The organism is Streptomyces sp. NBC_01451, from assembly GCF_036227485.1.
Classification (GTDB): domain Bacteria; phylum Actinomycetota; class Actinomycetes; order Streptomycetales; family Streptomycetaceae; genus Streptomyces.
Window position 1 is genome coordinate 10,102,186 of the sequence record NZ_CP109479.1, and the last position, 24,825, is coordinate 10,127,010.

Genomic DNA, 24,825 nt, shown 5'->3' on the forward strand with positions numbered 1-24,825 from the left:
GTCGTTGCCCGGGAGGTTGTGGATGCCGTCGGTGGTTGGGCTGTTGGAACAGCGTGAGCTGGGTGCTCGCCGTCGTGTTGACGAGCTGCGGGAGGAGGCCGACCGCGTCCAGGCCGAGTTGGCCGTGGCCGAGCGGGAATGGAAGGAGTGGGCCATCGCCCGCTCGCGGGTCGGCGAGGTGCTGGCCCCCGTGGACGAGAGCGGGCAGGACCCCGCCCGGGCCGAGGGGACCGCGCCGGCTGCCGAGGAGCAGTCCGGAAAGACGCCGCAGCTGCCGGAGGCAGCGAAGACGAAGTCGCAGGTTCCAGTGTGGCGTGAGGGCCTTTCCTGGTCGGTGCTCTCGGCCGACTACCAGCGCATCCTGAGGGCACTCGCGGACCGGTGTCGGCGTACTCTCCCTTCGGGCCGGGCCTGTACGTTTGAACGTCCCCAGTTGTTAGGCCACTTCGTTCTCCCGCTCGATGGCCTGGAGGCGGTTCTTGAGCCGGTAGCTCGGGCCGTTGATCGCGATCACTTCGCAGTGGTGCAGGAGGCGGTCGAGGATCGCGGTGGCGAGGACCTCGTCGCCGAAGACCTGTCCCCATTCGCTGAAGGTCTTGTTCGAGGTCAGGATGATGGAGCCCTTCTCGTAGCGCTTGGAGATGACCTGGAAGACCAGGTTCGCCTCGGCGCGTTCGAGGGGCTGGTAGCCCACCTCATCGATCACAAGGACGCTCGGCCGCAGGTAGGTGCCGAGTTTGTTGACCAGTCGGCCTGCCGCTTCGGCGGCCTTCAGGTTGCGGACCATGTCGTCGAGGCTGGTGAAGTAGATCGAGTAGCCGGCCCGGCAGGCCGCGACCGCGAGAGCGACGGCGATATGTGTCTTTCCGACCCCGGGCGGCCCCAGCAGCGCGGCGTTCGCTTTGCCGTCGACGAAGGAGAGGCTGGCGAGGTCTTTGACCTTGCGAGGGTCGAGCTCGGGCTGGAACGAGAAGTCGTACTCGTCCAGCGTCTTGTGGTGCGGCAGCTTCGACAGCCGCAGGCCCTGGCGGAAGCGGCGGTCGTCGCGGACGGCGAGTTCTTCGGACAGGACCAGGTCGAGGAAGTCGAGGTAGCCCATCTTCGCCTCGTCGGCCCGGCGGGCGTATTCGTTGATGGTCTCTGCCAGGTGGGGGAGGCCGAGCTTGCCGGCCGTGGTGCGGATGCGGTTGCCGGTCAGCTCACTCAAGACGACTCCTTCGTCGTGGAGTTGGTGGTGAAGGGCCGGGTGCCGGTCAGTTCGTCATAGACCGACAGCGGCCGCCTCCCGACCTCGATCTGGGTTGCAGCGGCCCGGTTCAACAGGGCCTGCAACGGCCCGATGCGACCGGACGCGGAGGACTCGCTCCGCGGTGGTGGCGGCTCGTCGCCCGTCGTGGTGCGGCGGTTCTTGCCGGTCGGCAGGCCGTCCCAGTGCTCATCCTGCTTGACAACCACGCCGCGGCCGACCGCCCGCGGATGGCTGGACAGCAATGTCTCGCCGCTGGCATCGGGGACGGTCGTGTGCAGCATGACCTGGGATTTCGTCGCTCTGATCTCCACCAGCTGACGCGGGCGGACCTTGCGGGCGGGCACCGAGTAGAGGTTTCCGCCGAACGCGACCAGACAGTCCTTGCCGACCGGCCGCAGATGCCGCTCGGCCACCAGATAGGGCGAGGATGGCAACGGCTTGAGGGCGGCGTGATCCCGGGCGGCACGGTGTCCAATGACCTCGTGGTGGGTGGCGTGGGTGCGGGCGCGTCGCTGCGGCACCCACGCCATGAACGCGGCATCCAGCTCCTCGAGTGAGGAGAACGCCCGCCCGGCCAGCACGTGATCACGCACGATCAACACCTGGCGTTCGACCCGGCCCTTCCCGGTGGGCCGGTAGGCGGCCAGCACGTCGATGTCGAAGTCGTAGTGGCCGGCGAAACCGACCGCTTCCGGATGCAGCGGCACCGCCTCACCGGGAGCGACGTGCCGGCGCACGACGGTCTTGGTCCGGTCGTAGACGATCGACATCGGCACCCCGCCGAAGTGCGCAAATGCCCGTCGGTGGCAGTCGAAGAAGGTCTGCAGGTCCTGGCTCGTGGTGAAGCAGCAGAACGGATCGCGCGAGTACGACAGCACCATATGGAACGAGTAGACCTTCGGGATTCCCAGGTGGGCGAGGATCTTGCCTTCATCGCCCCAGTCGACCTGAGCCTGGGCCCCGGGAACCACCTCGAAGCGACGGTGCATACCCGCCAACTCCCGTGGCTCGATCCCCAGTTCACCCGCGATCCGCGGCCGGGCCTCCTGCAGATAGAGCTTGACCCGCTGGTAGTTGATCGTCGAGCCGTACTCCTTCACCAGGCGTTCGTGCACCACAGCGCCCTTGATGAGGATCTCTGCCCGCAGCATCGCGTCGATCAACGGGGCGACCTCGTCGACCACCTTCTTCCGGGGCCGGCCGTTCGACGTCCGCCTCGGCGGCACCGACGCCGCCGTGCTCGATAGATACTTGCGGACCGTCTTGCGGTCCAGCCCAGTCTCCTTGGCCACCTCGGTCAGACTGACCGCCCCTGACTCGACCAGAGCACGGAACCGCCGCAGTTCCAGCCAGCGCTGCGGGTCCAAAACCACCGCGTCACCACCCTCCGTCACCCTTCACCGGACGAGCAGAAGAGTGCCGGGCACCACGATTCACCGCACCATCAAGCGTCCCTTTTCACTCGTACGCGACCGGGGACGATCGTGTGTACGCCGACAACCGGGTCCGGCTCCATCAAGGGCCGCTGACCTGCCGGGAGATGGCCGCGGTGTTCGGCATGGACGTGGTGCCGGCACGGGTGGAGGCACTGCGGTCGAAGGCGAAACGCCTGGTCGCGCGGGGCTGGCTGGCCGAGCCCGCGCCGGGCCGGTTCACGCTCGCTGGGGGTGTGGCCGGGCCAGGCGGCGGGTCATGAGCAGGGTCATCGACCAGTAGATCATCGCCTCGGCGCTGGTGGTGCGGCGTTCGTAGTCGCGTGCCAGGCGGCGGGTGCGCATCAGGTGGGCGAAGAGGCGCTCGACGATCCACCGTTTGGGCAGGACCACGAAGCCGCGCATGTCGTCGCTGCGTCTGACGATCGCCAGGACCAGGGCGAGCGCGGTGAGGCAGTGGGCGATGAGGCTGCCGGTGTAGCCGCCGTCGGCCCAGACCAGCTCCAACCGGTGGTGCGCGTCGGTGACTTGCCGCAGCAGGACCTGGGCGGCGGTGCGGTCGCCGACATCCGCGGCGGTGACCATCACGCCCAGCAGCAGGCCGAGCGTGTCGACCACGACGTGCCGTTTGCGGCCGTTATCTTGAGCTGGTGTGACCTGTGGCCTGCTGACCTGGGGTGATGTGTGGTGGACGTTGTCCTCGACGCTCCTGTCAGCAGGGTCCGATGACGGAGGAAGACTTCTTTTTCGGCGTGTCGCCGGGGTGGCGGGGCAGGTCGGCGGTGCGTCGTTCCCCGAGCGCGAGGGCGAGTGCCTCGCGCAACTCCCTGTTTTCGGCTTCCAGTTGCCGGTTGCGCTTGGTGGCGGCTTCCAAACGTCGCAGTAGAGAGGCGTCGGAGGCCCGTTGCCGGTCGGGAACGGGCCGCGTCGCGGGGACGCGGTGCCGGGCCCGGAGGCGTTCGATCTCGGCTCTCAGGTCCGGCTGGTTGTAGAGCCAGGACCGGGAGACGCCCGCTTCTCGGGCGACGGTCTCGAAGGTGATCGTGGTGCCGGTGGCGTCCATCCGCCGCAGGGCGGAGACTGCCCGTCGGCGGGTCGCCGCGGACCGGCGACGGGCCGCGGCGACGATCAGTTGAGAGTTGTCGGCCGGCATCCGCGGCCTCCTCGACTTCGTCCTGGCCGTCCTCCAGCTCGTGGATCATGCGGTCGAGGTTGTCGGCGACCTGCTGGTTCATCTCGGCGACGCGGGTGTGCCCGCAGCCGGTGGCGTTGTCGATCAGCGTCAGGGTGCGGGTGTGCTGATCGCGGAGTTCGGGCAGGAACTCGGGCCCGGTGAGGAAGACCGGGCAGGTCAGGCAGGCGTTCGCATGAGGGCAGGTCTTCTGGACAGGCAGCCCGCAGTAGCCGTTTGGCAGGGTCTGGGTGGCGACGCCGTAGCGGGTCTTGGCCCATTGCGCCTGACCGAGCGGCCCGTTGACGTCGAGGGAGACGTGCTCGCCCTTGATGTTGACCTTCATTGCCGCTTCCCAGCGGCGCCGGACGGTCTGGTCGGTGATCCGCGCGTAATGGGCGGTCATCCGTGACGATTCGTGATCGAGGAGAACCCGTACGACTTCCTGAGGGACGTCCCGATTGATCAGCCGGCAGGCGAACGTGTGCCGCCACTGATGGGGCGTCAAGCGGACGGGGCGGCCATGCTCGTTGTGAATGTCGCAGGTCGCCAGCCAGCGGCGGAGCATCTGCCGGTAGCTGCCGTCGGACATCCGCAGCCGTCCCGAGGCGTTTGCGTGTGGCCGGGGGAAGAGGACGCCGGTGCCCTGGGGCCAGCGTTGAAGGACCCGCTGTTGATGGTCACGGATGGCCTGCTCGAGCTCCTCGTCGATCGGGACGGCTGCCTCGCGCTTCATCTTGGTGTTGAAATACCGCAGGTAGGGGGCGTCTTGGCCGTCGTGGAGGAGGCAGTCGAAGTCCAGGCAGATGACGCTGGAGATCCGCAGACCGCCGCGGATGAGGATGAGTGTGATCAGGCGGCCGGACGGGTTGTCCCAGCGGTCCAGGTTGTCCTCGGATTCGACCTGGGCCATGACGTGCTCGGCCAGCCGCCGGGAGACCGTGGCGGCCGGCTCCGGCGGGATGTCGCCGGGATAGAACGCGGCGGTTCCTGGCAGAGAGTCGTCCCAGCGGTGTTGCCGGATGGCCTGGAAGAACAGGTTCAGGTTGCTGATCCGGCCCTTCTTCAGACCGTGTCCGCCAGGCTGGGAAGCGACGTGAGCGAGATGACGTTCCAGCAGCGGCCGGCTGATGTCGGCGAGACGGCCGACGCCGACGTGTGCGAGGAAGTCGCCGAAGCAGACCAGCGCGTCCAGGCCGGTGTGGGCCGCGGTGGTGCTCAGCCCGCTGGTCAGCCTCAGCCGCAGCCATCGTTTGGCCAAGTCACGCAGCCACAGCTGTCCGATGCGCTCGAAGTGCAGCCGGACTCGTGGTCTGGGGGCGGTGGCGGTGGCCGGGGTGGTGATGCCCGGGAGCCGCTCCAGCCGCCATACATCCTTCGGAAACTCACTCTCCCAGCCTGTGCCGTCGCGCAAGACCTCGACGGCGTCACGGACCTCGATCAGGAAGAGCACCGGCTCACGGACCCGGCCCGAGGCCGCGTCGTGCCGCCATTGCTCTTCTGTGAGGTCGAGCAGGGAGGACACATCGGCGGCTCGGGCGAGCCGGACGGCCTGTGCCACGATGCGGGGCGGTGTCGTGCGGCGGTGGGCGTCGGCCCGGCACTGCAGCCCGTACTGAAATTCCAAGGTCAGCTGGCGGGGCAGGTCGCGCAGGTCGATGTGCGGGCTGCCGGTCAACTCGCAGTCCGTGACGAACCGTTCAGGATCCGGGCGGCCGGCGTTCGTCCACCGCTCGTGATGACTGCGGCAGAAGATCTTCTGCGGACCCTCCGCCCACAGGGTGCAGAACGACAGTCGGCACTCGGCCGGCCCGGCATCGGGCACGATCAGATTCGGCGCATCCCAGACGTCCGGACTGGGCCGTCCGGCCCGAACCCACCGGTCATAGTGCTTGCAGCACAAGCCCTTGCCGAAGTTCCCGTAGCGGCAACCGGCGATCTTGCAGACCGACAGGGCCTGGCGCCCGCGAACGGGCAGCCCGGGATCGGCAAGAAAGTCATCCATCTCTGGGCTGCCGCGGTGGCGCCAGCGGATCACGTGGCCGTTGCAGAGCCCGCGCATGCTGACGACGCGGTCGCAGTCGGCAACACTGCAGGCCGGAGCGACAAACACCGGGTCGTCGGGGGCCGGACGGTAGATCTCGGTGCGGAACTCGGCCCGGACTGCAGCCAGGAGCTTCTCCAGCAGTCCGGCCCGGCCGTGACCGGCAGGCAAGGCATTGAGGGTCACAGCCTCACCTCCCGTCCGGTGAACCAGCCAGCTTCCTCCAGGGTGCGGCGGGCGTCCTCGACGGTCAGGTGACCGTAGGTGTCGATCGTGGTGCTGATCGAGGCGTGTCCGAGGAGTTCCTTGACACTCTCCATGCCGGCGCCGCGACGCAGAAGCCAGGTGGCGTAGGTGTGGCGGTACTGATGGGGCTCGAACGCGATACCGGTGGTCTTCCGCAGCCTTCTGACCAGGTCATAGACAGCCGGGTAGGCCCATGGGTGGCCGTGGGGTTCGGCGAAGAGGTTCACGAAGACGTAGTCGGAGTCCAGGGCGCCGTACTCGCGGTGCAGGTAGTCGGAGTACAACCGCATCAACTCCGCGCTCGCCGGGATGGATCGCGTGCGACCGGCCTTCGCGCGGGCCCGATTGTCGTTGGCCCGCGGCACCACGGTCACCTGCTTCTCGGCGATCTCGATGTCGTCGTGCCGCAACCCCAGGGCCTCGCCGATGCGGACCCCGGTGTCCAGCAGCAGGGCGAACAGCAGCCGGTCCCGCAGGTGTTCGCAACCGTCCAGGATCTTCTGGGCCTGGACGGGGGTCAGGACACGGGGACGCTTCCGGCCGGACTTGAGCTTGATGGTCCTGGTCCGCTCGGGCCTGCCGGAGGCGATGTACTGCAGGAACGGCTTGTAGCAGGTCGGCGACCTCGATGCCGCTGCGGGCGTGAAACTCGTAGAACGTGCTGACCGCGGCGAGCTTGCGGTTCACGCTGGAAGCCGTGCAGTGATGCTCGACCGTCGGCAGCACCGCCACCGCCCCCGCTCCGGGCCAGGGGCGGCAGCCGCAGCCAGGCCACGAACGCGGCCACCGCCTCCAGGTCCACCGACTTCCAGCCCAGGCCGCGGCCGTCGAGGTAGACCCACCAGTCCTTCAGGTCATGGGCGTACGCCTTGACGGTGTTCGGCGACCGCTCGACCGCCGTCAGGTAGGCCAGGAACGACTCCACCGGATCGACCGGCCGCAAATCATCCCCCAGCAGCGTCCACGACTCCGTCGTCGACCCGGGTGCCAGCACCCTCTGTACGCGCATCGCGCATCCGCCCCTTCCGTGTTGGACGGCGGCAGATAACCGCATCCACCACGGGAGTTGGGGGACTTTCAGAGTGCTTCACGCACATGAAGGACACGCTTGTGCGGGCTCAAGATAACGACCGTCCACCTTCTTCCCGCCGTCCCAGCCGCGTGAGGCGGCCGGCACCGAGGCCGCGGCCTTCACCGACTGCGCGTCGATGATCCCCGCCGTTGGCCCGGCCTCACGGCCCTCCCGCTCACGCACCCGTCCGCGCAGCCGATCGTGGAACTCGGCGATCAGCCCGTGCTCGCGCCACCGGCGGAAGAAGGCGTAGACGCGGCCCCATGCGGGGAAGTCCGCGGGCATCGCCCGCCACGAGATCCCGCCCGCGACGAGGTAGCGGATCGCGTCCAGCAGCTGGCGGTGGCAGTAGCCCTCGGGCTGCCCGCCCCTGCCCTTCAGCCAGGCCGGCAGCGGCAGCAACGGCCGGACGGCCGTCCATTCCTCGTCCGTCATGTCCGACGGATACCGGCGCACCCGATCAGGATGATCTGCCGCGTTGCCGTACACGTGCGCGAGGCAGTCACACGATGGTGCAGCCGAGTTGAACTGGACGGGCTCGGACGCGTACAACAACGACACCAGGGCCTCCCGGCACTGCTCGGTCAGATTCGCATCCCCGAGCTACCGAGAGGCCGTGTCTTCATGCGCGCACAACGGGAAGATCACCCCGGCGGGAAACCTGTTCGACCCCCACGTTCCATGATCGGTTGAGATACGGCTTCTTACGAAGGACCAGCTCAGACCCACGCTTGAAAGGTAGGATAAGCTCAGCAGGATCGTTGGTCCTCGCGGAGTTGCACAGTCGTGTGCCCTGATCATGTCAGGGCCTGATCCGGCTCTCGTACTCCTGTCCGCTGATCTTGGCCACGGTGCAGGACCTGCCGTTACCGGAAACAGTGGGCTCCTTGCCGTCGGTGCCGTTGACCCAGCGCACGGTGACGAAGGTGGCACCGTCCAGACGGATGGCGCCGACTGTCTCAGTGATCACCGTGCTGGAGTTGCCCGTGATCCTGATAGTGTCGGCAGTCTCGACGGTGACGATGTTGAACCTGCCGCCGATGGTGACCGTTCCGCATCGTCCGGTGAGTCCGATGGAGTTCGCCTGGCCTTCGATGACGATGTCGCGGCCTGTGCAGTCGGTGGCCCGCGTGCTGTAACTGCTGCCGATGGTGAGTGCTGTGTCACGGCCGCCGACAGCGGTCGCGGTTGAGCCCGAGGTGCTCTTCGAACCGGCAGGGGCCGAACCGGTGCCGTCATCGGCGTGCGCCCCGCCGGGGCTACTTGTCGCCGTCCCGGTGCTCGGGGCCGGAGCCGTTTCCGACGCGTTGTCGGCGCATCCGGCCATGACCGAGAGTGCCAGAGCGATGAGGGTGCGGGAAAGCAGTGTCGCTTTACGCATGGCGGGATTTCCCTTTCGGGGGTGATTTTGCAGCCGCCCGGGGGCCGGTTTTCCTATAGGCGTCTGTGTACAGAGCGGAGAGCCAGGTCACTGGCGCGTGCAACGCGCTGGAGCGCTGGCACCGGTCGGCTGTGGATGTCGCACTGTCGCCGCTCCCGGAACCGCCGCGGCCTGCCCCTGCGCGGTAATGGAATATGACGATCTGCACGATGGTTAGTCCGACGCTGGTGTGCCGGTTGTAGGGAAGTGGTCCTCCGCCCACACGAGCACGGCAGCGAGGGGAATGAGAAAGGCATTGCCGTGCACTGAGAGTGCGTAGAGGGTTGGCGAGGACGGGTCCGGTGCGACAGTTCGGGTCACGAGGTCAACCGTGGCCAGTTCCCTGAGGCGTTCGGCGAGCATGCGGTCGCCGATGCCGGGGATTCGATCGCGAACCTGTGCGAAGTCGGCTGGCCCTTTGGCCAAGGCCGCGATGACCAGGCTGTTCCAGGGCCTGCCCAGATGGGCGAGGGCCTGATCAGCGGCCAGAAGAGATTCGGGCAGCCGCAGTGTGCCGGACCGGTGCTCCCGCTCAGTGCAGCGCGGGGTGTTCATGATGGCTGTCCCTTCTCCGTGGGAGCTTGGCATCACGACGCGATGCCTCGCGCCGCACTTCGTTTTGGCCGTCCTGACGATCCAGGCTGGATTCGCGTCGGAGACGCCGAGGTCGCTCTGGACGGAGGACAGGGCGATGTTGGTGATGGTGTTGTCGAGGACCATCATCAGTTAGGCCGCGGCGATCACGATGACCGCGATGCCGAGGTGTCAGTTGCCTGGACAGCTCCCGTCGCATCGGCACCCGCCTGAATGGAACCTAAATTGAAAGTCCGGGAGATTCCAGACAGTGGGATGGGTATAACTGCGGGCGTTGTTGTCAAGCTCTGTTGCGCGATTGTTGATGGAGTCGCATGCGGCATACGAGCCCGTTTCGGGACCGAATGAACAGTAACACCTCGGTTCTCGGCGACGGGCGCCCTCCCTCGTGTGATTGTTTTCGCGCTTGACATGAGCGACGGATTTGTGATCGAGCGGCAAGATATCGAAATTAATTGAGCACGAATAGGCTACGCTGTCAAACGTAGAATCGCTTCCGAAGTTCTTTTATGTGAACGCCGGCGACCCCCGCGCTGAGGCCGGCCCTGGTCAGGCAGCAGTTGGACCGTGCCTGCGGCGCGACACGCGCGAAACCGGAATCCGCTGCTCAACAGCGGCGAGCCGGGGGCCCGCCGCGTCGCCGGGAGGAGCTCGATCGCCGGCGCGCGGCCCGGGCGTGCGGACACTTTCCCAACGAGACCGTCGCCCTGCCGGGCCGCCGTCGCCCTCCACCGGCCGCCGACGCCGACGCTGGAGCAACCGCTGGAAGACTGGACTCAACAAGTTCTGCGTCCTCTTCGACGGCCGCCATACCCTCACGTGAGCGCAGACCGATCAGCTCGTCGAAGAACCTGTTGAGGGGCCACGAAATTTCCGGACAGGGAGTCCGTAGGGTTGTCCTGATAAATCCCTCGCAACAGGAAATCAGAGGCAACTGGAAATCAATCCGAACGGGCCGGAACGAGTCCTGTAAATCGACCTGGGATCGAAACTGCAGAAGTGAAGATCGTAACCGGCTCTCTTCGAATGGAGCTCTCACCTCAGGCCGTTTCTCTCGCATCGCTGGCGGGCCATTGAAAGGACCTGTGCCGGAGGTCCGGCTGCGTGCCTGGTGCAGCAGGCAGGGCCCTTGAGAAATCTTGAGGTGGGTGGTTCGCCTGCTGAGCGACGGATGTGACGTCTTGTCAGCTTCTGTCGGCAGCGACCCTGGATGCAGGACAGGCATGGATGCTGGTGATCATGTGGGTGTCGAGTCCGTATGACCACCGAGCGAGTCCATGACTGCGCGCCCATCTTCCCGCATGCCGTCATGTCTCCAGCAACTGGGGGACGCCTCCGACCCTGCCCCACTGAAAACAGTCGCTGACCTGCGGAATTATCTAGCCACGGTGCCTGACCCGCGAGCCCGTCGAGGTATCCGTCACCCATGGACAGCCCTGCTCACCGCTGCGGCCGCCGCCGTTCTGGCCGGCGCTGCCTCGATCACAGCGATCGGCGAGTGGGTCGCCGACGGCCCACAGCGCGTCCTGGCCCTGCTCGGCTTCCGGCCCGATCCGCTGACCGGCCTGATCCGCCCGCCCATGCCACGACCATCCGCCTCGTCCTGGCCGCCGCGGACGGTGACGCACTGGACCGCGCCATCGGACACTTCCTCCAGGAACGCAAGACCCCAGCTTCGGGACGGAAGATCATCGCCATCGACGGCAGGACTGTCCGCGGTTCCCGCACCACGAAACAGCCGGCCGTCGCCCTGATCGCAGCGATGATGCACAGCGGCCAGGTCCTCGCCCAACGACAGATCGACGGGAAGAGCAACGAGATCCCGGCCTTCGCTCCACTCCTGGACAGCATCGATCTGACCAGCGCCGTCATCACCGCCGACGCCCTGCACACCCAGCACGACCACGCCACCTACCTGCACAAACGCGGAGCCCACTACCTCGCCGTGGTGAAAAGGAACCACCCCGCTCTCCACGAGAGCGTCCGGCGCCTGCCCTGGCGCGACGTCCGCCTGGACCATTACGAACGCGGACGGGCCCACCACCGCGACGAGATCCGCCGTCTGAAGACCGCCACGTTCGCCCACCTCGACTACCCCCACGCCCGCCAGGCCCTCCAAGTCGTGCGCTGGAGACGCGATCTGGGCACGGGCAAACTGACGATCGAGCGGATCTACCTGGTCACGAGCCTGCCACCCGGTGCGGCCACGGGCAGCGAACTCGCCACCTGGATCCGTGGCCACTGGCGCATCGAGAACCAGCTGCACCACGTCCGCGACCGCACCTTCCACGAGGACGCCTCCAAGACCCGCACCCGCCGCCTCCCCCCGCGTCATGGCCGGCCTGCGCAACCTCTCCATAGGTATCCACCGCCAGGACGGCCACACCAACATCGCAGCCGCCCTCCGCCGCACCGCCCGTGACCACCTACGGCCCCTCACCGCCCTCGGGCTGGCATGACGAACCCGGACACAAGATCATTTCTCAAAGACCCTGGGTTGTGGCCTGGGAGACGTCTGCCCGGGTGGATGCCGGCCTGGTGCTGACCATGTTCGAGTACGTCCTCGTGTTCCGCGGGGTCGAGCCTGGCACGCTCGTCCGCTATGCCGGCCGCGGGTGTCCATGCGCGTCCGTGAGACGGGTAACTTGAGTTCTGTGGGTGGGTGTTGAGGTTTGTATGGGATCTGTCGGGGGGCTTGTGCGGCAGTGCCTTCGTGGAGAGCCTGTGGATGCTCATCCATGCTGAATGCATCCGTGGCCGCTCTTTCATCACGCGGGGTGGGGCGAGCCTCGCGTTCTTCGGGTGTGTCGACGGCTTCTGCGGCAGCCGGCGTGTCCGGAAACGGCTGGGCTGCCTCGGTCCCGTCGAGTTCGAGGAGAAGTGCTGCGCCGGGCGGGCAGCGGCCGAACGAACGAACGTGAATCCCTGTCAACCCGCCCTGACCGGCTGACCGGCTGGTCGGTGCCTTCCGCATGCCGGGGGATTCTCGGCCGCCTGGGTGCTCCTGGATGCAGCCCGGAGCCTGGGCGGGGTGTGTACTGACCTTGGCGTTTTAGCGTCTGGGTCTTCGTCGGGTCTGGTGGCAGGGCCCGTCTTGGCTGGTGGCCCGGAAGTATGCGGTATCCGGACGGGGGCGGGCTGACCGCCGAGCAGCGCAAGCGCCGCGAAGAGGTACGCATGCGGGCCGCTGACCTCTTCGAGGGATACGTGAAAGTCCCGTGCGTCGCCCGGGAGTTACGGGTGAGTGAGAAGTCGGTCTGCCAGTGGCGCCGCGCCTGGGTGTGGGGCGGGCGGGACGCGCTGCGTTCCCAGGGGCCCCCGGGCTACGACTGCCGGCTCGGCCCCGATCTGCGGGCCAAGCTCGCCGTCCGGCTGGAAGAAGGGCCGGCCACGCCTGGCTGGGCGGACGACCAGGTGTGGACCGCCGCGAGGGTCCGCACGCTGATCGGGCGGAAGCTCCACCTCTCCTGCAGCGTCTCCGGAGTGACCCGGCTGCTGCACCGGATGGGCTCCAGCGTGCAGATGCCCGCCCGGCCCGCCGCCGAACGCGACGAGGACGCGGTCACCGCATGGCGGGAGGCGACCTGGCGGGAGGTAAAACCCTCCGGGCGGCGACCGGCGCGTTCCTCTGCTTCGAGGACGAAGCGGGCGTGACCGGCCGGCCGCCCAAGGGCCGTACCTGGGGCCGACGCGGCATCACCCCGAGGGTCAAGGTGTCCGGCCGCAGCCGGGGGCGGCTCTCGGTGGCCGGGCTGCTGTGCTACCGGCCCGGCCTGCCCGCCCGAATGTGCTACCGGCTGCGCCGGCATACCGGGCGCAAGGGCGAGCGCCGCTCGCTCGGCGAGAGCGACTACATCCGCCTGCTGGACGGCGCCCACCACCTGCTCAAGGCCCCGCTGATCGTGGTGTGGGACCGGCTGAGCACCCACACCTCCAAGACGATGAAGACGCTCGTGGCCGGGGCTGGCTGACAGTGATCCTGTTGCCCGGGTATGCGCCCCACCTCAACCCGGTCGAGGGCCTGTGGGCGCACATCAAGCGAAGCCTCGCCAACCTGGCCGCCCGCACCCTCAACGAGCTGGAGACCCTGCTCCGCAGGCGGCTCAAGGCGCTGCAGTACCGGCACAGCATCCTCGGCGGATTCCTCACCGGAACAGGGCTCGCTCTCGACAGACCGGACGGACCCTAATACGCCGAAGTCAGTATGTCGCATGCTGGTGCGAATATCGTCGGGTGACGCGCATTGATTGACGCCATGTCAAACTTTGATCATCTGAACTGCTTGTTTGCTGTCGGATGTCTGTGCGACTGTGATCGGACTCGTGCCGGGTGAAGGTCCGACCCACCTTTTCTCCCGTGCGGGATTCCATGCCGGGCCGACCCGAAGTCCCCACAACTGACGAGTCGTAGGTATGCGCCAATCATGTACCTGCTTTCCGGTGGACGCGCAATTTTCCTGGTGCCGTCCTGCCGTTTGGAAGGAATGGGTTCTGTGCGATCCCCCCACCCCCCGCGTCCGTCCTGCCCTCCGCGTCCTGGCGCGGGCCCGTCCGACTCCGACATGAACCTCGCCGCGCGGCTGCGTGGAGGGGCGGAGGGTGAGAGCGCGTACGCTGTCGCGGTGCTGCTGGCGCGGCACTGGCAGGCGGCGTACGACTACGCGGTCATCTGCCTCGCGGCCGAGGCCGAGAGAGACCTTGCCGCCACGGTGGCCACGTCGGCCTTCTATCGCGTACTGGGGGTACTCGAACGCGGTGGGTCGAATCGGGCGTTGCGGCCCCAACTTCTCGTGTCGGTAGGGGAAACGGTCCGGGAGTGGTCTGCCGGGGACGGTGTATCGGCGCGCTTTCCGGAACTCCGCGAGCCCGTCGGTGCGCGTGGTCCACGTGGGGAGAAGGCGCGGGCATCTGAAAGGCGGCAACTGGCCGAGCGGTCGTTTGGCGCTCTGCCGAGAGCGGCCCAGTGCCTGCTGTGGCACACCGAGGTCGAGGCCGAGCCTCTGCGCGTACCGGCCAGGCTGGTGGGGGTGGACGCCGCCAGTGCTTCGGCGGCGCTGGAGCAGGCCCGCGACCAGTTCTGGGCGTCCTGTGTACAGGCCCATCGCGAACTTGCGCCGACCGATGAATGCCGCTCTTACAGCCGTCTCCTCGACGTCCTGATCCGCCGGGGCGGCGCCCTGTTGCCCGATGTCAGGCAGCATCTGTCGACGTGCCCTCACTGCCGTTGCACCGCGGACCAGCTCGGCCGTTCCAGAAGCGAACTCGGCACTGTCCTTGCCGAGGCGGTCCTGGGCCGGGGAGCCCGGCGTTATCTCTACTCCCGCCCGGGGCGCGGCGGCCGGGGCAGCTTCCTGCGCGACCAGGCGGTCCAGGACGGCGGGCGGACCGGTGGCGTTGGCCGTCATCGGGTCGGGGCCCGTCTGCCATGGCCCGGCGGGCGGTCCGCCGGGCCATGGCGACGGGGACGGGCCGTGGCCGTCGGAGTCGGCGTCATATCCTTCGCGCTGCTCGCGAGCGTGCTCGGCGCCCGCGGCTGGTCGGACGGGAACACGGTGCCGGCGGCCACGTGGGGCGAGGCGAGCGGCTACTCGGCCGGCCTGGCTCCCGCTTCGCCGGGCTCCGCCGGACCCGGGCCGGCCTTCCCGCCGCGGGCCGACGGATCGGCGCCGGCCGCTCCCGCCGGCCGTTCCCGGGTGGCGGAACGCGGCCGGCTGCGCCATGTCGCCACGGGTCTGTGCCTGGACGTCCGGGGAGAGAGGGTCGTGGCCGGCGCGGGGACCCGGCTGGCGGTGTGCTCGTCCGCCGGGGCCCAGCGGTGGTCGTACGAGTACGACGGGCTGCTGCGCAGCGTCGCCGACCCCAGCCTGTGCCTGGACTCCCGCGCCGACGACGGGAACGTCGCTCTCTCCGGCTGTGTCAGGGCCTACGCCGACGGGGTCCGCTACGACCTCACCGTCCGGGGCGAGCTGCTGCCCCACGGGGGCGGCGAGCTGGCCGTGGTGCCTGCCTCGCTCCGTGCCGGGGCGGACGTCGTGGTCAGGACGAGGTCCGGGGTGGCGGGGGAGATCTGGGTGTTCGCGTCGGACCAGTCCGTGTCCGGCGGCGCCAGGGCGGAGTGAGCGGCCGGGAAACGGCCGGGCGGCGGGCTGCGGGGGTTTGGGCGGAGGCCGCGTGCGGTCGGAGGATGATCCGCCTGACATCAGTCTGGATGTCTTCGAGTTTTTGAACAGATCCAGAATGAGACACGTACCTAGGGGTGTCACGGTTCCGGTGGAAGGACATACACGGTGTGCGTCTCCCCAGTCGTCGTCTGTTCCTCGGCGGTGCCCTCGGTCTTTCCCGGGCTGTCTGTCGCGCTGGCCGGTGCCGAGGGGCAGTGGCCGCTGTGGGGGCGGCCGGACCCCGACGGCGGGCGGGACGGGCGGGTGGTGCGGGTGGTCCCGCCCTACCGTGAGCTGGGGGAGCCGGGCGCGGTGGACGTCGTCGTCCTGCGGTGCGAGGATCCGGCGAGGGCGCTTGGGGAACTGACGGGCGCCATGGGAGCCGTGCGTGTTCCGGTGGTTGTGGTCAGTCCCCGGCGGGACACGCGGACCGTGGTGGAGGTGTTCCGGAGCGGAGCGGGCTATCTGGTCGCTGAGGACTACTGCGGCTGCATGCTGGTCGCGGCGGTCGTGGCGGCGGCGATCGGGCACAGCTATCTCTCGCCGGCCGCGTGCGCGGCCCTGGCGGAGGGGGAGCGGGGGGCGTCCGGGAAGGGGCTCGGGGACACGTCCCCTGCCAGGGCCGGGGCGGCGGCCGAGCGGATGCGCAGTCGGCTCTCGCCGCGGGAGCGGCAGATCATGGAGTTGCTGGCGACCGGTCTGGGCGCCCAGGAGATCGGCCTGCGGCTGCGGCTGAGCGAGAAGACGGTCCGCAACTACCTCAGCAACATCTACGGCAAGCTGGACGCCCGGGGGAGTACGGACGCGGTGCTGCGATGGCTGGGCGCGGCCCCGGCCCCGGCCGCTCGTACAGGAGAGAGCGTCCGGCGTAGGTGAACCACTCCGGCCGCTCTTTGTCCCGCCCGATGTGGACCTCGAACCGGGCTTTTCGCCCGGTCGTCCCGCTCTCGCTTGCCGCTCCTGCCTCCGTGCCGCCGCGCACCCGCGGCGGACGGCACCGGTCCAGGATCACCGGACGGCTGAGCGGCCGCTGCGTTCCCTGGGCTCCGGGGCGCACTCCCGTCGTACCGGCACGGGGTCTCGGGATGAGTGCGTGTGCGCGGCGTGTCCGCCTCGCCGCCGTCCTTTTCCGCGCGCGGGCGGCAGGCCGGATTCCCCGTCGATCCCCGTCGTCCGGTGCCCGGCATCGCGCGCAGTGGCCCGCCGCGCGCTGACCGGCGTGTGCGGACAGGACTCCGGCGTCGGCCCGGGAGGACGGGGTCTCGGCCCGGGCTCCTTCTCGTGTCGCCCCGGAGATCCTTCGCCGGGGCCTGACGTCGTTTGTCGCTGCTCCGGCTTTCTGTTCGGCGGCGGTCAAGGGCACGGGCGGACTCCGCTTCGTCGTCGAGCGGATGTTCGCATGCGCGGCAGTCGCCGGTCCGGCCGCCTCTGCGTCCGCAGGAAACGCCGCGGGGAACACCTCGGGAAATGCCGGTCAGAATCGCGTTGCGAGCCCTTCCGGGATGGTTGCGCAACCATGGAACTGCCCTCTTCGTGTCGTGGAGCCGGGCAATCCTCAATTCCAGCTCAAATCCGCCGGCGGGTTACAGGGAGGCCGAACAAGCGTTTGGCTTAAGGGTGGACATAATGGCTTAAATCGCCAGGTTGAACTTCAAAGGATACTCACCGGTAGGGATATTTGACCCTACCGGAAGCGAAAATTCGAGTCGTAAAGTAATCGTAAAGCGGCCTGGTCGTTGCGATAGGCGGCGGGGCAGCTGCAGGCGGATTGTCTGGTGACGCTTCGTCAAATGACCGGAGCAGCGGCAGAGGGATTCTGTGGACGGGAGGTGGTGGCTGTGGCGCAGGCCGAGGGAGTCCGCGCTGGCGGTTCGACGGTGTGCGTGAGCACGGGTGAGTGTTCCGCGTGGGCCTGCCCCCTGTACGGGTTCCCGGCCGCCCGGCCGGCGTGCCGCCGCATCGGCCGGCCGGGATGCCTGTCCCCGCCCGCGGACCCAAAGTTCCGCGGATGCGTCCGGTCCGGGCAGCTCACGGGCCATGACGTCGCCCCGGCCTCGCCGCCGCTCGCACGCCTGCTTGCAACGTTCACCCTCACCGGGACCGGTCGGCGGGGGGTGGTCGGCGCCGGGCCTCCTGGCCGCCAACGCCGCCGGCGCTGTGGGGTGGAAGGGGCGGCAGGTCCGCCTTCCGGGGGCGGCGAGCCGCGGCGCCGGGCATCACACTGCGCAACGGATCGTGGAGCGGGCGGGAGGTGCGTCCCCCTCTCCGCCGGATCGGAAGACCGTGGAGCCGGGGCCGGTTGTCGACGCGCGCAACAGCGTTTCCCGGCCGCCGCCTGAAACGGATGCCCCGCCCGGAACCAGCGTTCATCGATTCCGTGCGCCTTGACGCGCCACGGAACACGAAAACCCTCATGTATTCACTCGGAAAGGTAGAACATGTCTGCAGCACGCCGCCACAAAAAGCGCGGAATTCTGACCGGGACCGCGGGCGCGGCCCTCGCCACAGCTCTGGGTATCACCGCAATCGCCGTCCTGAACAACTCCGCATCTGCGGCAATCGTCCGCAGTACGGTGGTGGACCCGGCGGACACGAAGGAAGTCAACTTCCGCGTCGACGAGTGCAATGGGCTGATAAGGGACAAGCAGAATGGGGCAAATGTTGTTTCGAACTGCAAGTGGACCGACATCAAGGTCACCACGGTGGACGGCAAGAGCGTGATCGTCGGCGACAACGACAACGCGCAGAAGTTCGTGAACTGCGGAACGGGAACCCTGCGCGAGACCGTGTCGTGGTCCCGCGGCAGCCAGACCGCCGTCACGATCGCGGCCAGCGTCGCCTTCAAGGGCGAGGTCAGCTTCCTCATCGCCGCCTTCGAAGCGTCCGGCACCATCACGGGCAGTACCGCCTGGACGTTCGAGCGGACCTACACCAACAACACCACGGTCGAGGTGCCGCCCGGCGAAACCGGCTGGATCACCCACGCCGAAAAGCGGATCAAGGGCACCGGCACCCTCGACCTGCAGCTGAGGGCCAACACACCGGGCGACTTCCTCCAATTCCTCATCAAGGACGTCGAGATCGACTCACCGGCGAAGGAAGCGGGCGGGTCCATCGTCACCCACACCCGCAAGCACACCGCCGCCGACAAGGAGATCTGCGCCAACAACGCCGAACCCGCGGGGCCGGGAGAGACGGGTGCCCTGATCGCGGCGGACGGCAGCGACCTGCCCGACACCCCCTGACCCACGGGCTCGGAACGCGCCAAGGCGATACGGCGTCGGCCGGACGACCACACACCGATTTTCACGCACACAGGGCGTCGCCGTCAGGCGACCGGATTACTGACCCGTAAACAGATCGCGCCCAAGGCCGAGAAGCCCGGTCCGCCGTCGGCCAACAGGCCAACAGGCCAACAGGCCAACGGGATCGGGCCCGGCCTCCGCACGACCGACCCCCGGCCGCTCGGCGGCCGACCCCCCACCGCAACACGAAAGGCACCGTCATGTCGAACAACAGGCGCAGGAAACGAGGCGCCCTCACCGGAACCATCGGGCTGGGACTCGCCGCGGTCGTCGGAGCAGGCCTCCTGGCCACCACCGGCAACCCCGCCTCCGCCGCCACGCTGGAAGTGGACGCCCTGACGGACCCGGCCCGCGCGGAACAGATCATGAACGACTGCAACAACCCCACGGCCTCGGGCGCGGTCTGCGACTGGACCAATGTCACAGCCGAGGCGGCACCGGACGACTTCAACCTGATCAGCGACTCGCAGGCCGTGAGCAAGTGGGTCAACTGCAGCAGCACCAACACCACGACGGCGATCGAGTGGAAGATGCAGACCAGCCACGCCTGGACGATCGGAGAGAAGACCGAGGCCACCTTCACCCTCGGCGCGCTCTTCGAGAAGATGAAGGTGTCGGCGTCACTCAGCGAAGAATTCAAGATCACCAGTACGGGATCCTTCGCGTCCACCACGACACTGGTCATCCCGCCCGGCGAGACCGGCTGGCTCGTCCACGACAGCAAGCGTGCCAAGATCACCGGCACCCTGGTCGCCAAGATCGGCGCTGACGACATCACCGTGCGCAACCTCTCACTCGACGCACCCCGCTTCAACGACGCCGGCGCCATCGCCGCGCACACCCGCAAGCACAACGGCAGCGACACGGCACTGTGCAAGGACGGCGCCGCCCCGGCCGGCCTCGTCGAATCGAGCGACGGCAGCGACCTCCCGCTGCAGCCCTGACCCCTCCAGGCCACCAGAACCCGACCGTGTGTCCGCGCCGGCAGGAACGACGCGGACACACGTCGGTGTGTGGGTGTGTCAAATTGTGTGGCCCCGACCCACGTCCGGTGGCAACAGAAAGTGACGTTCGATGTTTTTCGTGATGTGGCCGGCCCGGGTGGGAGGCCGGCGCCCGGGCGGTGCGTTCGCCCCGGGCGGGAAACGAGGTCCTGGGGGAGTACCCACGCGGTTCGGCCAGACGTTCTTCCCATGGCTGTCCGTCACCGCCGGACGTGGGTCGGGGGTGTTGGCGTGGCACGCCTCACGGTTGTCGGGTTGTCGGGTTGGTGGGTTGTCGGGTTGGTGGGGTGCTGTGGGGTGGGCTGTCCGGGTGGTTTTCGGTGCTGGCGCCTGTCCGTGGTGGTGGTGGTGACGGATTGCTTTCAGAGACCTCGGCGGTCCTGTTCGAGGCGTGTGAATCTGGGAGTGAACATGCGTAAACGCATCATCGCTGTGGCCGGTCTGCTGGTGGCCGCTTCGTGTGCCGGGCCGGCGCTCGCGGCCGGCGACACCGCGGCTGGAGTCAAGCAGGCCGGGTTGTCGGCGATCGGTCTCACGAGTGATCAGCGGCTGGTCGTGTTCGATGTCCGTCGTCCCGCGGGCGTCTGGTCGCTGGGCAGGGTCTGGGGACTGTCCGGGGACACCAGGCTGGTGGGGATCGATTTCCGGGTGCAGAACGGAAAGCTGTACGGAGTCGGTGACCGGGGCGGCATCTACACCTTCAGTACCCGCAACGCGCAAGCGATGAAGGTGTCGCAGCTGACGGTCGCCCTGTCCGGGACCGCGTTCGGGGTCGATTTCAACCCGGCCGCCAACCGGCTGCGGGTCGTCTCCGGCAGCGGGCAGAACCTGCGGCACAACATGGACGACCCGGCCGCCCCGCTGGCCACCACCGTCGACGCCACCCTCACCAACCCCACCACCCCGCCGTCCACCGCCATCGGCGTGACCGGCGCCGCCTACACCAACAACGACCTCAGCACGGCGACCGCGACGACCCTGTTCGACCTGGATACGATGGCCGACCGGGTCTCGGTGCAGTCCCCGGCCAACACCGGCACCCTCGCGCCCGCCGGCAGCCTCGGAACCGACGCGGACCCCGACGCCGGCTTCGACATCTACTACGACCCGGCCACCGGGACCAACCAGGGCTACGCGGTCATCAAGACCACGGGGACCTCCCGTCTGTACCGCGTCAACCTGCTGAACGGCAAGGCCACCGACAGCGGCGCCTTCCCGAAGAAGTTCCAGGTCACCGACCTGGCACTGCCCATCAACCAGCGGTAGCCCCTGAGCCCTGACACGCGGAGTCCGGCAGGAGGCCTGAGAGGGGGCTGCCCCCTCTCAGGCCTCCCCAGCACCCTGCTCGTCGCGGGCGGCCGGCATCAGGTTCCCCCCCGAGATACGGAGTGTGCTGACAGAGGGGCAGACGGTTCTGACGAGAGGAACACCGGCCATGGCCGCTCCCGGAAAGCACTCGCTGGAGTTGCGTGAGCGTGCGGTGATGTACCGCACCTCCGGGGTGGGTCACTTCAACCGTTCTGGCTCACGTCGGGTGGTGATGGAAGGTGATGTTGGATGGTGTTCGTGATGTGTCCGGCCCGGGTGGGTGGCTGGTGTTCGGGTGGTGTGTTCGTTCTGGGTGGGAAGTGAGGTTCCGGGGGAGTGCTTACGCGGTTCAACCAGGGGTCTGTTCCGTGGCTGTCCGTCACTGCCGGATGTGGGTTGGGGTCGTTGAAGTGAGATGCTGCATCAACTGGCGCAGCAATGCGCGTTCTTGCTGTTCGGGCAGTCCTTCCAGCTCGTGATGGGCCGTGCCCCGCGCCGGGTCGCCGGCCGGCGTTGTGGCGAGGCGTTCGGGGGCATTGCGGGTGGCGGCATGCGCATCTGGCCCGGGCAAGGTGTCGTGGGGTTTCGTCTGGGGCTCTTTTTCGGTTCTTCTTGCGGTTCGTTCGGTTGGTACTTCCGGATCTACGCAGAGGAGCTCTTTGGTCACGGGGAGTTGGCGCGGCGGGCGTCCCCGTCATGGCGGGCGGGGGTGAACCGTCCCGGCGGCGGGTCCTCGTCCAGCCAGCCCCGCTCCACCAGACGCTTCAGTTTCCCCCGGGTCCCGTCGGTCTTCGCTGTGGTGGCTTCCGGTCCGATCCGCGGCTCGGTCTGTTTGGCCTGCAGCGGATTGGGAGCGTCTGCGACGATCTCGACGATGTCCCGGTACACGTCCGGCAACGCCTGAGCAACCAGGTCCTCCCGCCACGGCGGCACCGCCATCATGCCAATGCCGTGCGGTGCCGGCGTTTCCTTGGGTTCCAGCCCATCGTGCGCTCCTACTTCTGGTGCTGCCTGCGCGGCCGGCGGCTCTGCCAGCACCTGCGCGGTGACCCTGCTCATCCTGTGGCGGGAGACCCGCCGCTGGCGCCGGCGGCGGGTCTCCCGCCGGTGGGCCCGAATGGTCTTCCGGAACCCGCCGTTCGTGAACTCGCGGACGGCACGGTCGTCTCGGAGAAGAACACGCCGCGGGCCTCCTGGCCGGCGGCGTGCCCTGTCTCCGGTTCAGCCCCCGCGTCCGCGACCGCCCGGGAGAGCGCCGCAGGCCACACGGGCTCTGCACGCAGGCCGATGGATCCGTCTGTGCCAGTAGCCCCGAGCGCAACTCGGCGATCAGCGCGGCGAGGAAACAGGGCATTCCTCATGGTCGTCGGAGTGATGGAAGAGGACCAAAACCGCTTCCCGGGCCTGCGCCCATGCTGCATTGACACTCGCAAACGTCCGGGCGCTTTCATACCCGGAGACAAGATCCAAAACTTTCCCTACGAGATCGAGTCGGCGCAGTGCTTCTTCCCTGGTCAAGGCCCTGAGCTTCAGGAGCCTGGACAACTGAGCGACCTCGTTCATGGCATATGCCGTGCCGGAGGCGGCCGCCATGCCGTCAGCTACGAAGTGCCTGGAGAAGGCATCCAATTGCGCAGAAAGGGCCTCCAGGGAAAGCAGGGCTCGCGTTACAGGGTTGTTGTCGCAGTGGCCGGCCCCGTCCCTCTGCCACGGCAGCCCATCCGACGGCATCAGCCGGCGGGGCGAGACCCGAGCGATGCCGGGGCCGCCAGGGGAGTGTCGCCCGGTCTGAGCGACGCTGATGGCCTCCAGGAGCTCGGCGTCGGTGGACGCCAGGATCTGGTCCAGCCGGTCGTCAGCCGCAGTACGGTCGTCGTCCAGGTCATGCGGGAAGTCACTCACGGGTCTCTCCCTCCTCAAGGCCGAGATTGATCTTTAGCTGACGTCGGGCGCGGTGCAGGTTCTGTCGTACGGCAGCGGGAGTCCGCCTGAGCGCGGCCGCGATCTCTTCGGCGGTGAAACCGTCCAATGACCAGGCGAGGACATCTCGCTGTGCGGGCGGCAGCTGACGAATGGCGTCAATGACGGTGCGGCTCTCCTCGGACAGCGCCAGCTTGGCGACGGGGCAGATGCCGCCAGGCATATCTGGTACCTCGCCGGTGGACTGCTCCCGCCGGTCGTTTTGCCGCCAGTAGAACCGCAGGGCCGCCGTACGCAGATAGGCCCCGGGATACTCCAATCTCGTCCAGAGATCAGGAAGCACGGCGAGGAGAGCTTGGTGCGCGGCGTCGTCGGCCTCGAACTCGCTCGCGCCCTGATACATCAGAAACTTGGTCAAGAGCTTCTTCTCGGCAACGTAGAAGGTGTCGAAGTCCTCACGGTGCACGGCGGGGGACGGCACGAAGGACCGCACCTGCTGAGGGCGCGGCCCGGTGTGCCCGGCCGGAGCCGGTAGTTCGCTCATGTCAGGCTGCCTCGCCGCGCGGGAGTTTGATGGTCACGCGCCGACCGTCGGGCAGAATCTCCGTGATCTCGCTGCCGGGCGGCAGATGGCCGATCGTGTCGATCGGAGTCTCCCGCTGCTGCTCAGCCCTGCGGATCTCCCTCTCCACACGGCGCCAGCACGAACGCGCGCTCATCCAGGTGTACACCAGCCGCAGCGCTCCGGCCGCAGCGGCGAACCCTGCGGTGATCGTCACGGGCTCCATACGAACTCCCCAAGTCGTCGGCGCCTCCCGAGGCGCCGTATTACCCCCTTAAGCGTCCAGTCCCAGGACTTGTGACATTTCGCAGGTCAGCGACGTCAGCTACCACACAACAACAGCGCACCGCAACGAGATCGCTTCCCGCTGCTCTCGCTGCGCCCAGATTCCTGACACGCCGGGCACCGCAGCGGACCGGGGGGTGGGATCCGATTGGCGAGGCCCGTGAGGCAGACAGATGCCGGTGGAGAGCGAGCGAGGGTCGACTGCAGCCTCGAGGCGCCGTCTTGAGCCCGAAGACCGCCTCGGTGCCGTAGAACACGAAGGCGACCACGGAGAACAACACGGTGATGGTCTCCATGGTGGTGCCGGGCGTCTCCGAGACCACGCTCGCTTGTACCTCTGCCAGAGCCACTTCCCAGAGCCACGTCGACGTGTACGCCGGCACCGCTGGCTGTGCTGTGCGTGCCGGGCCGCGAAGTCGTGAGTGTGTGCGGGAGTTGGGAGGGGTCCTGTCGGGCGTGAGGCGGAGGCTGGGGAACATCCTGTGGGGGGGCGCGGGGGTCGGGTTCGGTGGCTGTTCAGGTATCGGAGAGTGCGGTGTGGAGGAGTGCGCGGGCGTAGTCCTCGGCTGGCATGTTCGCGGCTGCGGCTTTGGCTTGGAGGGTGTGGTGTTGGGTTTCTCCTATGGAGATGTGGAGGCTGTGGTCCGCAGCGATGCCGAGTAGTCGCGGTGTGTAGGGCTGGGTGAGGTGTTCGGTCAGGAGGGTGGCGAGGAGTTCGGGGACGGGGTGGCGGGGTTTTTCGCCGTGGCGGATCCATCGGCTGACCCGGGAGCGGTCGACGGCGATGCCGCGTTGTCCTGTTTGTTCGGCCCGGTGGTTGATGCGGCGGGCGGTTTCGCTGTTGTTCCAGCCTGCCTGGGCGAGGGCGAGTGCGAGGGTGTAGTTCGGGTTTTTCAGTGTGTGCCGTCCGGGTGGTGTGGGCTGGCAGGGGGGCGTGATCGTGTTGCGGAGGGGTTCGCAGCACCGCGGGTCGTAGACGGTGTGGGGGGCCGGGCGGGACGGTGGTGGTGTGCCTTCCACCAGGTGGGCGTGTGGTGCTTGGTGAGGTGGCT

21 protein-coding genes and 5 pseudogenes are annotated in these 24,825 nt (G+C 68.0%); 10 read left to right on the forward strand and 16 right to left on the reverse strand.

All coding sequences use genetic code 11. The features are described from left to right. Positions 1 to 22 precede the first annotated feature (22 nt). Positions 23 to 520 (forward strand): annotated as a pseudogene (locus OG595_RS44500) (hypothetical protein); the annotation flags it as partial. Here the strand turns inward: OG595_RS44500 and istB are convergent. Together istB and istA are read right to left on the reverse strand one after the other, a co-directional pair. Further along, positions 437 to 1,207 (reverse strand): IS21-like element helper ATPase IstB, encoded by a 771-nt coding sequence (gene istB / locus OG595_RS44505; protein ID WP_329282496.1) that lies wholly within the window; start codon positions 1,205 to 1,207, stop codon positions 437 to 439. The pseudogene OG595_RS44500 and the gene istB overlap by 84 nt on opposite strands. Next, a complete protein-coding gene (gene istA, locus OG595_RS44510; RefSeq protein WP_329282498.1) occupies positions 1,204 to 2,622 on the reverse strand; it encodes an IS21 family transposase in 1,419 nt (472 codons plus the stop codon). The genes istB and istA overlap by 4 nt, the downstream gene beginning before the upstream one ends. Before the next feature lie 125 nt (positions 2,623 to 2,747). Here istA and OG595_RS44515 point away from each other — a divergent pair. Further along, positions 2,748 to 2,945: pseudogene (locus OG595_RS44515) on the forward strand (hypothetical protein); the annotation flags it as partial. On the opposite strand, the gene OG595_RS44520 reads toward OG595_RS44515, so the two are convergent. The 8 genes and pseudogenes from OG595_RS44520 to OG595_RS44550 all read right to left on the reverse strand — a co-directional run bounded on the left by OG595_RS44520 (position 2,902) and on the right by OG595_RS44550 (position 9,358). After that, positions 2,902 to 3,300 (reverse strand): transposase, encoded by a 399-nt coding sequence (locus OG595_RS44520; protein WP_329282500.1) that lies wholly within the window; start codon positions 3,298 to 3,300, stop codon positions 2,902 to 2,904. The pseudogene OG595_RS44515 and the gene OG595_RS44520 sit on opposite strands and share 44 nt — an antisense overlap. Before the next feature lie 94 nt (positions 3,301 to 3,394). After that, positions 3,395 to 3,835 carry a DUF6262 family protein gene (locus OG595_RS45575; RefSeq protein ID WP_443073394.1) on the reverse strand — a complete coding sequence of 147 codons (441 nt, stop codon included), beginning with the start codon at positions 3,833 to 3,835 and terminating at the stop codon, positions 3,395 to 3,397. A gap of 403 nt (positions 3,836 to 4,238) precedes the next feature. Beyond that, positions 4,239 to 5,915, reverse strand: a pseudogene (locus OG595_RS45580) (tyrosine-type recombinase/integrase); the annotation flags it as partial. Between the two features lie 164 nt (positions 5,916 to 6,079). After that, positions 6,080 to 6,742 carry a tyrosine-type recombinase/integrase gene (locus tag OG595_RS44530; RefSeq protein ID WP_329283634.1) on the reverse strand — a complete coding sequence of 221 codons (663 nt, stop codon included), beginning with the start codon at positions 6,740 to 6,742 and terminating at the stop codon, positions 6,080 to 6,082. Next, positions 6,661 to 7,197 carry a site-specific integrase gene (locus tag OG595_RS44535; RefSeq protein WP_329282504.1) on the reverse strand — a complete coding sequence of 179 codons (537 nt, stop codon included), beginning with the start codon at positions 7,195 to 7,197 and terminating at the stop codon, positions 6,661 to 6,663. Before OG595_RS44535 ends, OG595_RS44530 begins: the two co-directional genes overlap by 82 nt. Before the next feature lie 33 nt (positions 7,198 to 7,230). Then, entirely contained in the window at positions 7,231 to 7,650 is a 420-nt protein-coding gene (locus tag OG595_RS44540) for a transposase (RefSeq protein WP_329282506.1), read from the reverse strand. Between the two features lie 367 nt (positions 7,651 to 8,017). Continuing rightward, positions 8,018 to 8,596, reverse strand: a complete 579-nt coding sequence (locus tag OG595_RS44545; RefSeq protein ID WP_329282508.1) for a DUF3060 domain-containing protein — start codon at positions 8,594 to 8,596, stop codon at positions 8,018 to 8,020. 213 nt (positions 8,597 to 8,809) lie between these two features. Further along, positions 8,810 to 9,358 (reverse strand): winged helix-turn-helix transcriptional regulator, encoded by a 549-nt coding sequence (locus OG595_RS44550; protein ID WP_329282509.1) that lies wholly within the window; start codon positions 9,356 to 9,358, stop codon positions 8,810 to 8,812. Between the two features lie 1,172 nt (positions 9,359 to 10,530). On the opposite strand from OG595_RS44550, the pseudogene OG595_RS44555 reads away from it, so the two are divergent. The 8 genes and pseudogenes from OG595_RS44555 to OG595_RS44600 form a co-directional block, all read left to right on the forward strand. Continuing rightward, positions 10,531 to 10,716 (forward strand): annotated as a pseudogene (locus OG595_RS44555) (transposase family protein); the annotation flags it as partial. An 11-nt stretch (positions 10,717 to 10,727) separates the two neighbouring features. Next, positions 10,728 to 11,651 carry an ISAs1 family transposase gene (locus OG595_RS44560; protein ID WP_329282511.1) on the forward strand — a complete coding sequence of 308 codons (924 nt, stop codon included), beginning with the start codon at positions 10,728 to 10,730 and terminating at the stop codon, positions 11,649 to 11,651. A gap of 692 nt (positions 11,652 to 12,343) precedes the next feature. Continuing rightward, positions 12,344 to 13,418: pseudogene (locus OG595_RS45585) on the forward strand (IS630 family transposase). 372 nt (positions 13,419 to 13,790) lie between these two features. Beyond that, entirely contained in the window at positions 13,791 to 15,347 is a 1,557-nt protein-coding gene (locus tag OG595_RS44580) for an RICIN domain-containing protein (protein ID WP_329282519.1), read from the forward strand. Between the two features lie 168 nt (positions 15,348 to 15,515). After that, on the forward strand, positions 15,516 to 16,265 hold the full coding sequence (locus OG595_RS44585) for a helix-turn-helix transcriptional regulator (protein WP_329282521.1): 750 nt from the start codon (positions 15,516 to 15,518) through the stop codon (positions 16,263 to 16,265). 1,562 nt (positions 16,266 to 17,827) lie between these two features. Further along, a complete protein-coding gene (locus tag OG595_RS44590) occupies positions 17,828 to 18,634 on the forward strand; it encodes a hypothetical protein (protein WP_329282524.1) in 807 nt (268 codons plus the stop codon). A 260-nt stretch (positions 18,635 to 18,894) separates the two neighbouring features. Next, entirely contained in the window at positions 18,895 to 19,638 is a 744-nt protein-coding gene (locus tag OG595_RS44595; RefSeq protein WP_329282526.1) for a hypothetical protein, read from the forward strand. Between the two features lie 471 nt (positions 19,639 to 20,109). Next, complete coding sequence (locus tag OG595_RS44600) at positions 20,110 to 20,964, forward strand: DUF4394 domain-containing protein (protein WP_329266711.1); 855 nt, start codon at positions 20,110 to 20,112, stop codon at positions 20,962 to 20,964. Between the two features lie 421 nt (positions 20,965 to 21,385). Here the strand turns inward: OG595_RS44600 and OG595_RS44605 are convergent, their stop codons facing one another. The 6 genes from OG595_RS44605 to OG595_RS44630 all read right to left on the reverse strand — a co-directional run bounded on the left by OG595_RS44605 (position 21,386) and on the right by OG595_RS44630 (position 24,793). Continuing rightward, complete coding sequence (locus OG595_RS44605; RefSeq protein WP_329266709.1) at positions 21,386 to 21,673, reverse strand: hypothetical protein; 288 nt, start codon at positions 21,671 to 21,673, stop codon at positions 21,386 to 21,388. Continuing rightward, complete coding sequence (locus OG595_RS44610) at positions 21,670 to 22,065, reverse strand: hypothetical protein (RefSeq protein ID WP_329266708.1); 396 nt, start codon at positions 22,063 to 22,065, stop codon at positions 21,670 to 21,672. The genes OG595_RS44605 and OG595_RS44610 overlap by 4 nt, the downstream gene beginning before the upstream one ends. Positions 22,066 to 22,335: 270 nt before the next feature. Next, the gene (locus OG595_RS44615) at positions 22,336 to 22,908 is read right to left on the reverse strand and encodes a hypothetical protein (RefSeq protein WP_329266705.1); all 573 of its coding nucleotides are present in this window, start codon (positions 22,906 to 22,908) and stop codon (positions 22,336 to 22,338) included. Beyond that, positions 22,901 to 23,470: an RNA polymerase sigma factor gene (locus OG595_RS44620; RefSeq protein WP_329266703.1), complete on the reverse strand. Its 570-nt coding sequence runs from the start codon at positions 23,468 to 23,470 to the stop codon at positions 22,901 to 22,903. Before OG595_RS44620 ends, OG595_RS44615 begins: the two co-directional genes overlap by 8 nt. A gap of 1 nt (position 23,471) precedes the next feature. Beyond that, entirely contained in the window at positions 23,472 to 23,705 is a 234-nt protein-coding gene (locus tag OG595_RS44625; protein ID WP_329266701.1) for a hypothetical protein, read from the reverse strand. Positions 23,706 to 24,289: 584 nt separating this feature from the next. Next, entirely contained in the window at positions 24,290 to 24,793 is a 504-nt protein-coding gene (locus OG595_RS44630; RefSeq protein ID WP_329266699.1) for a hypothetical protein, read from the reverse strand. Positions 24,794 to 24,825: the final 32 nt, after the last annotated feature.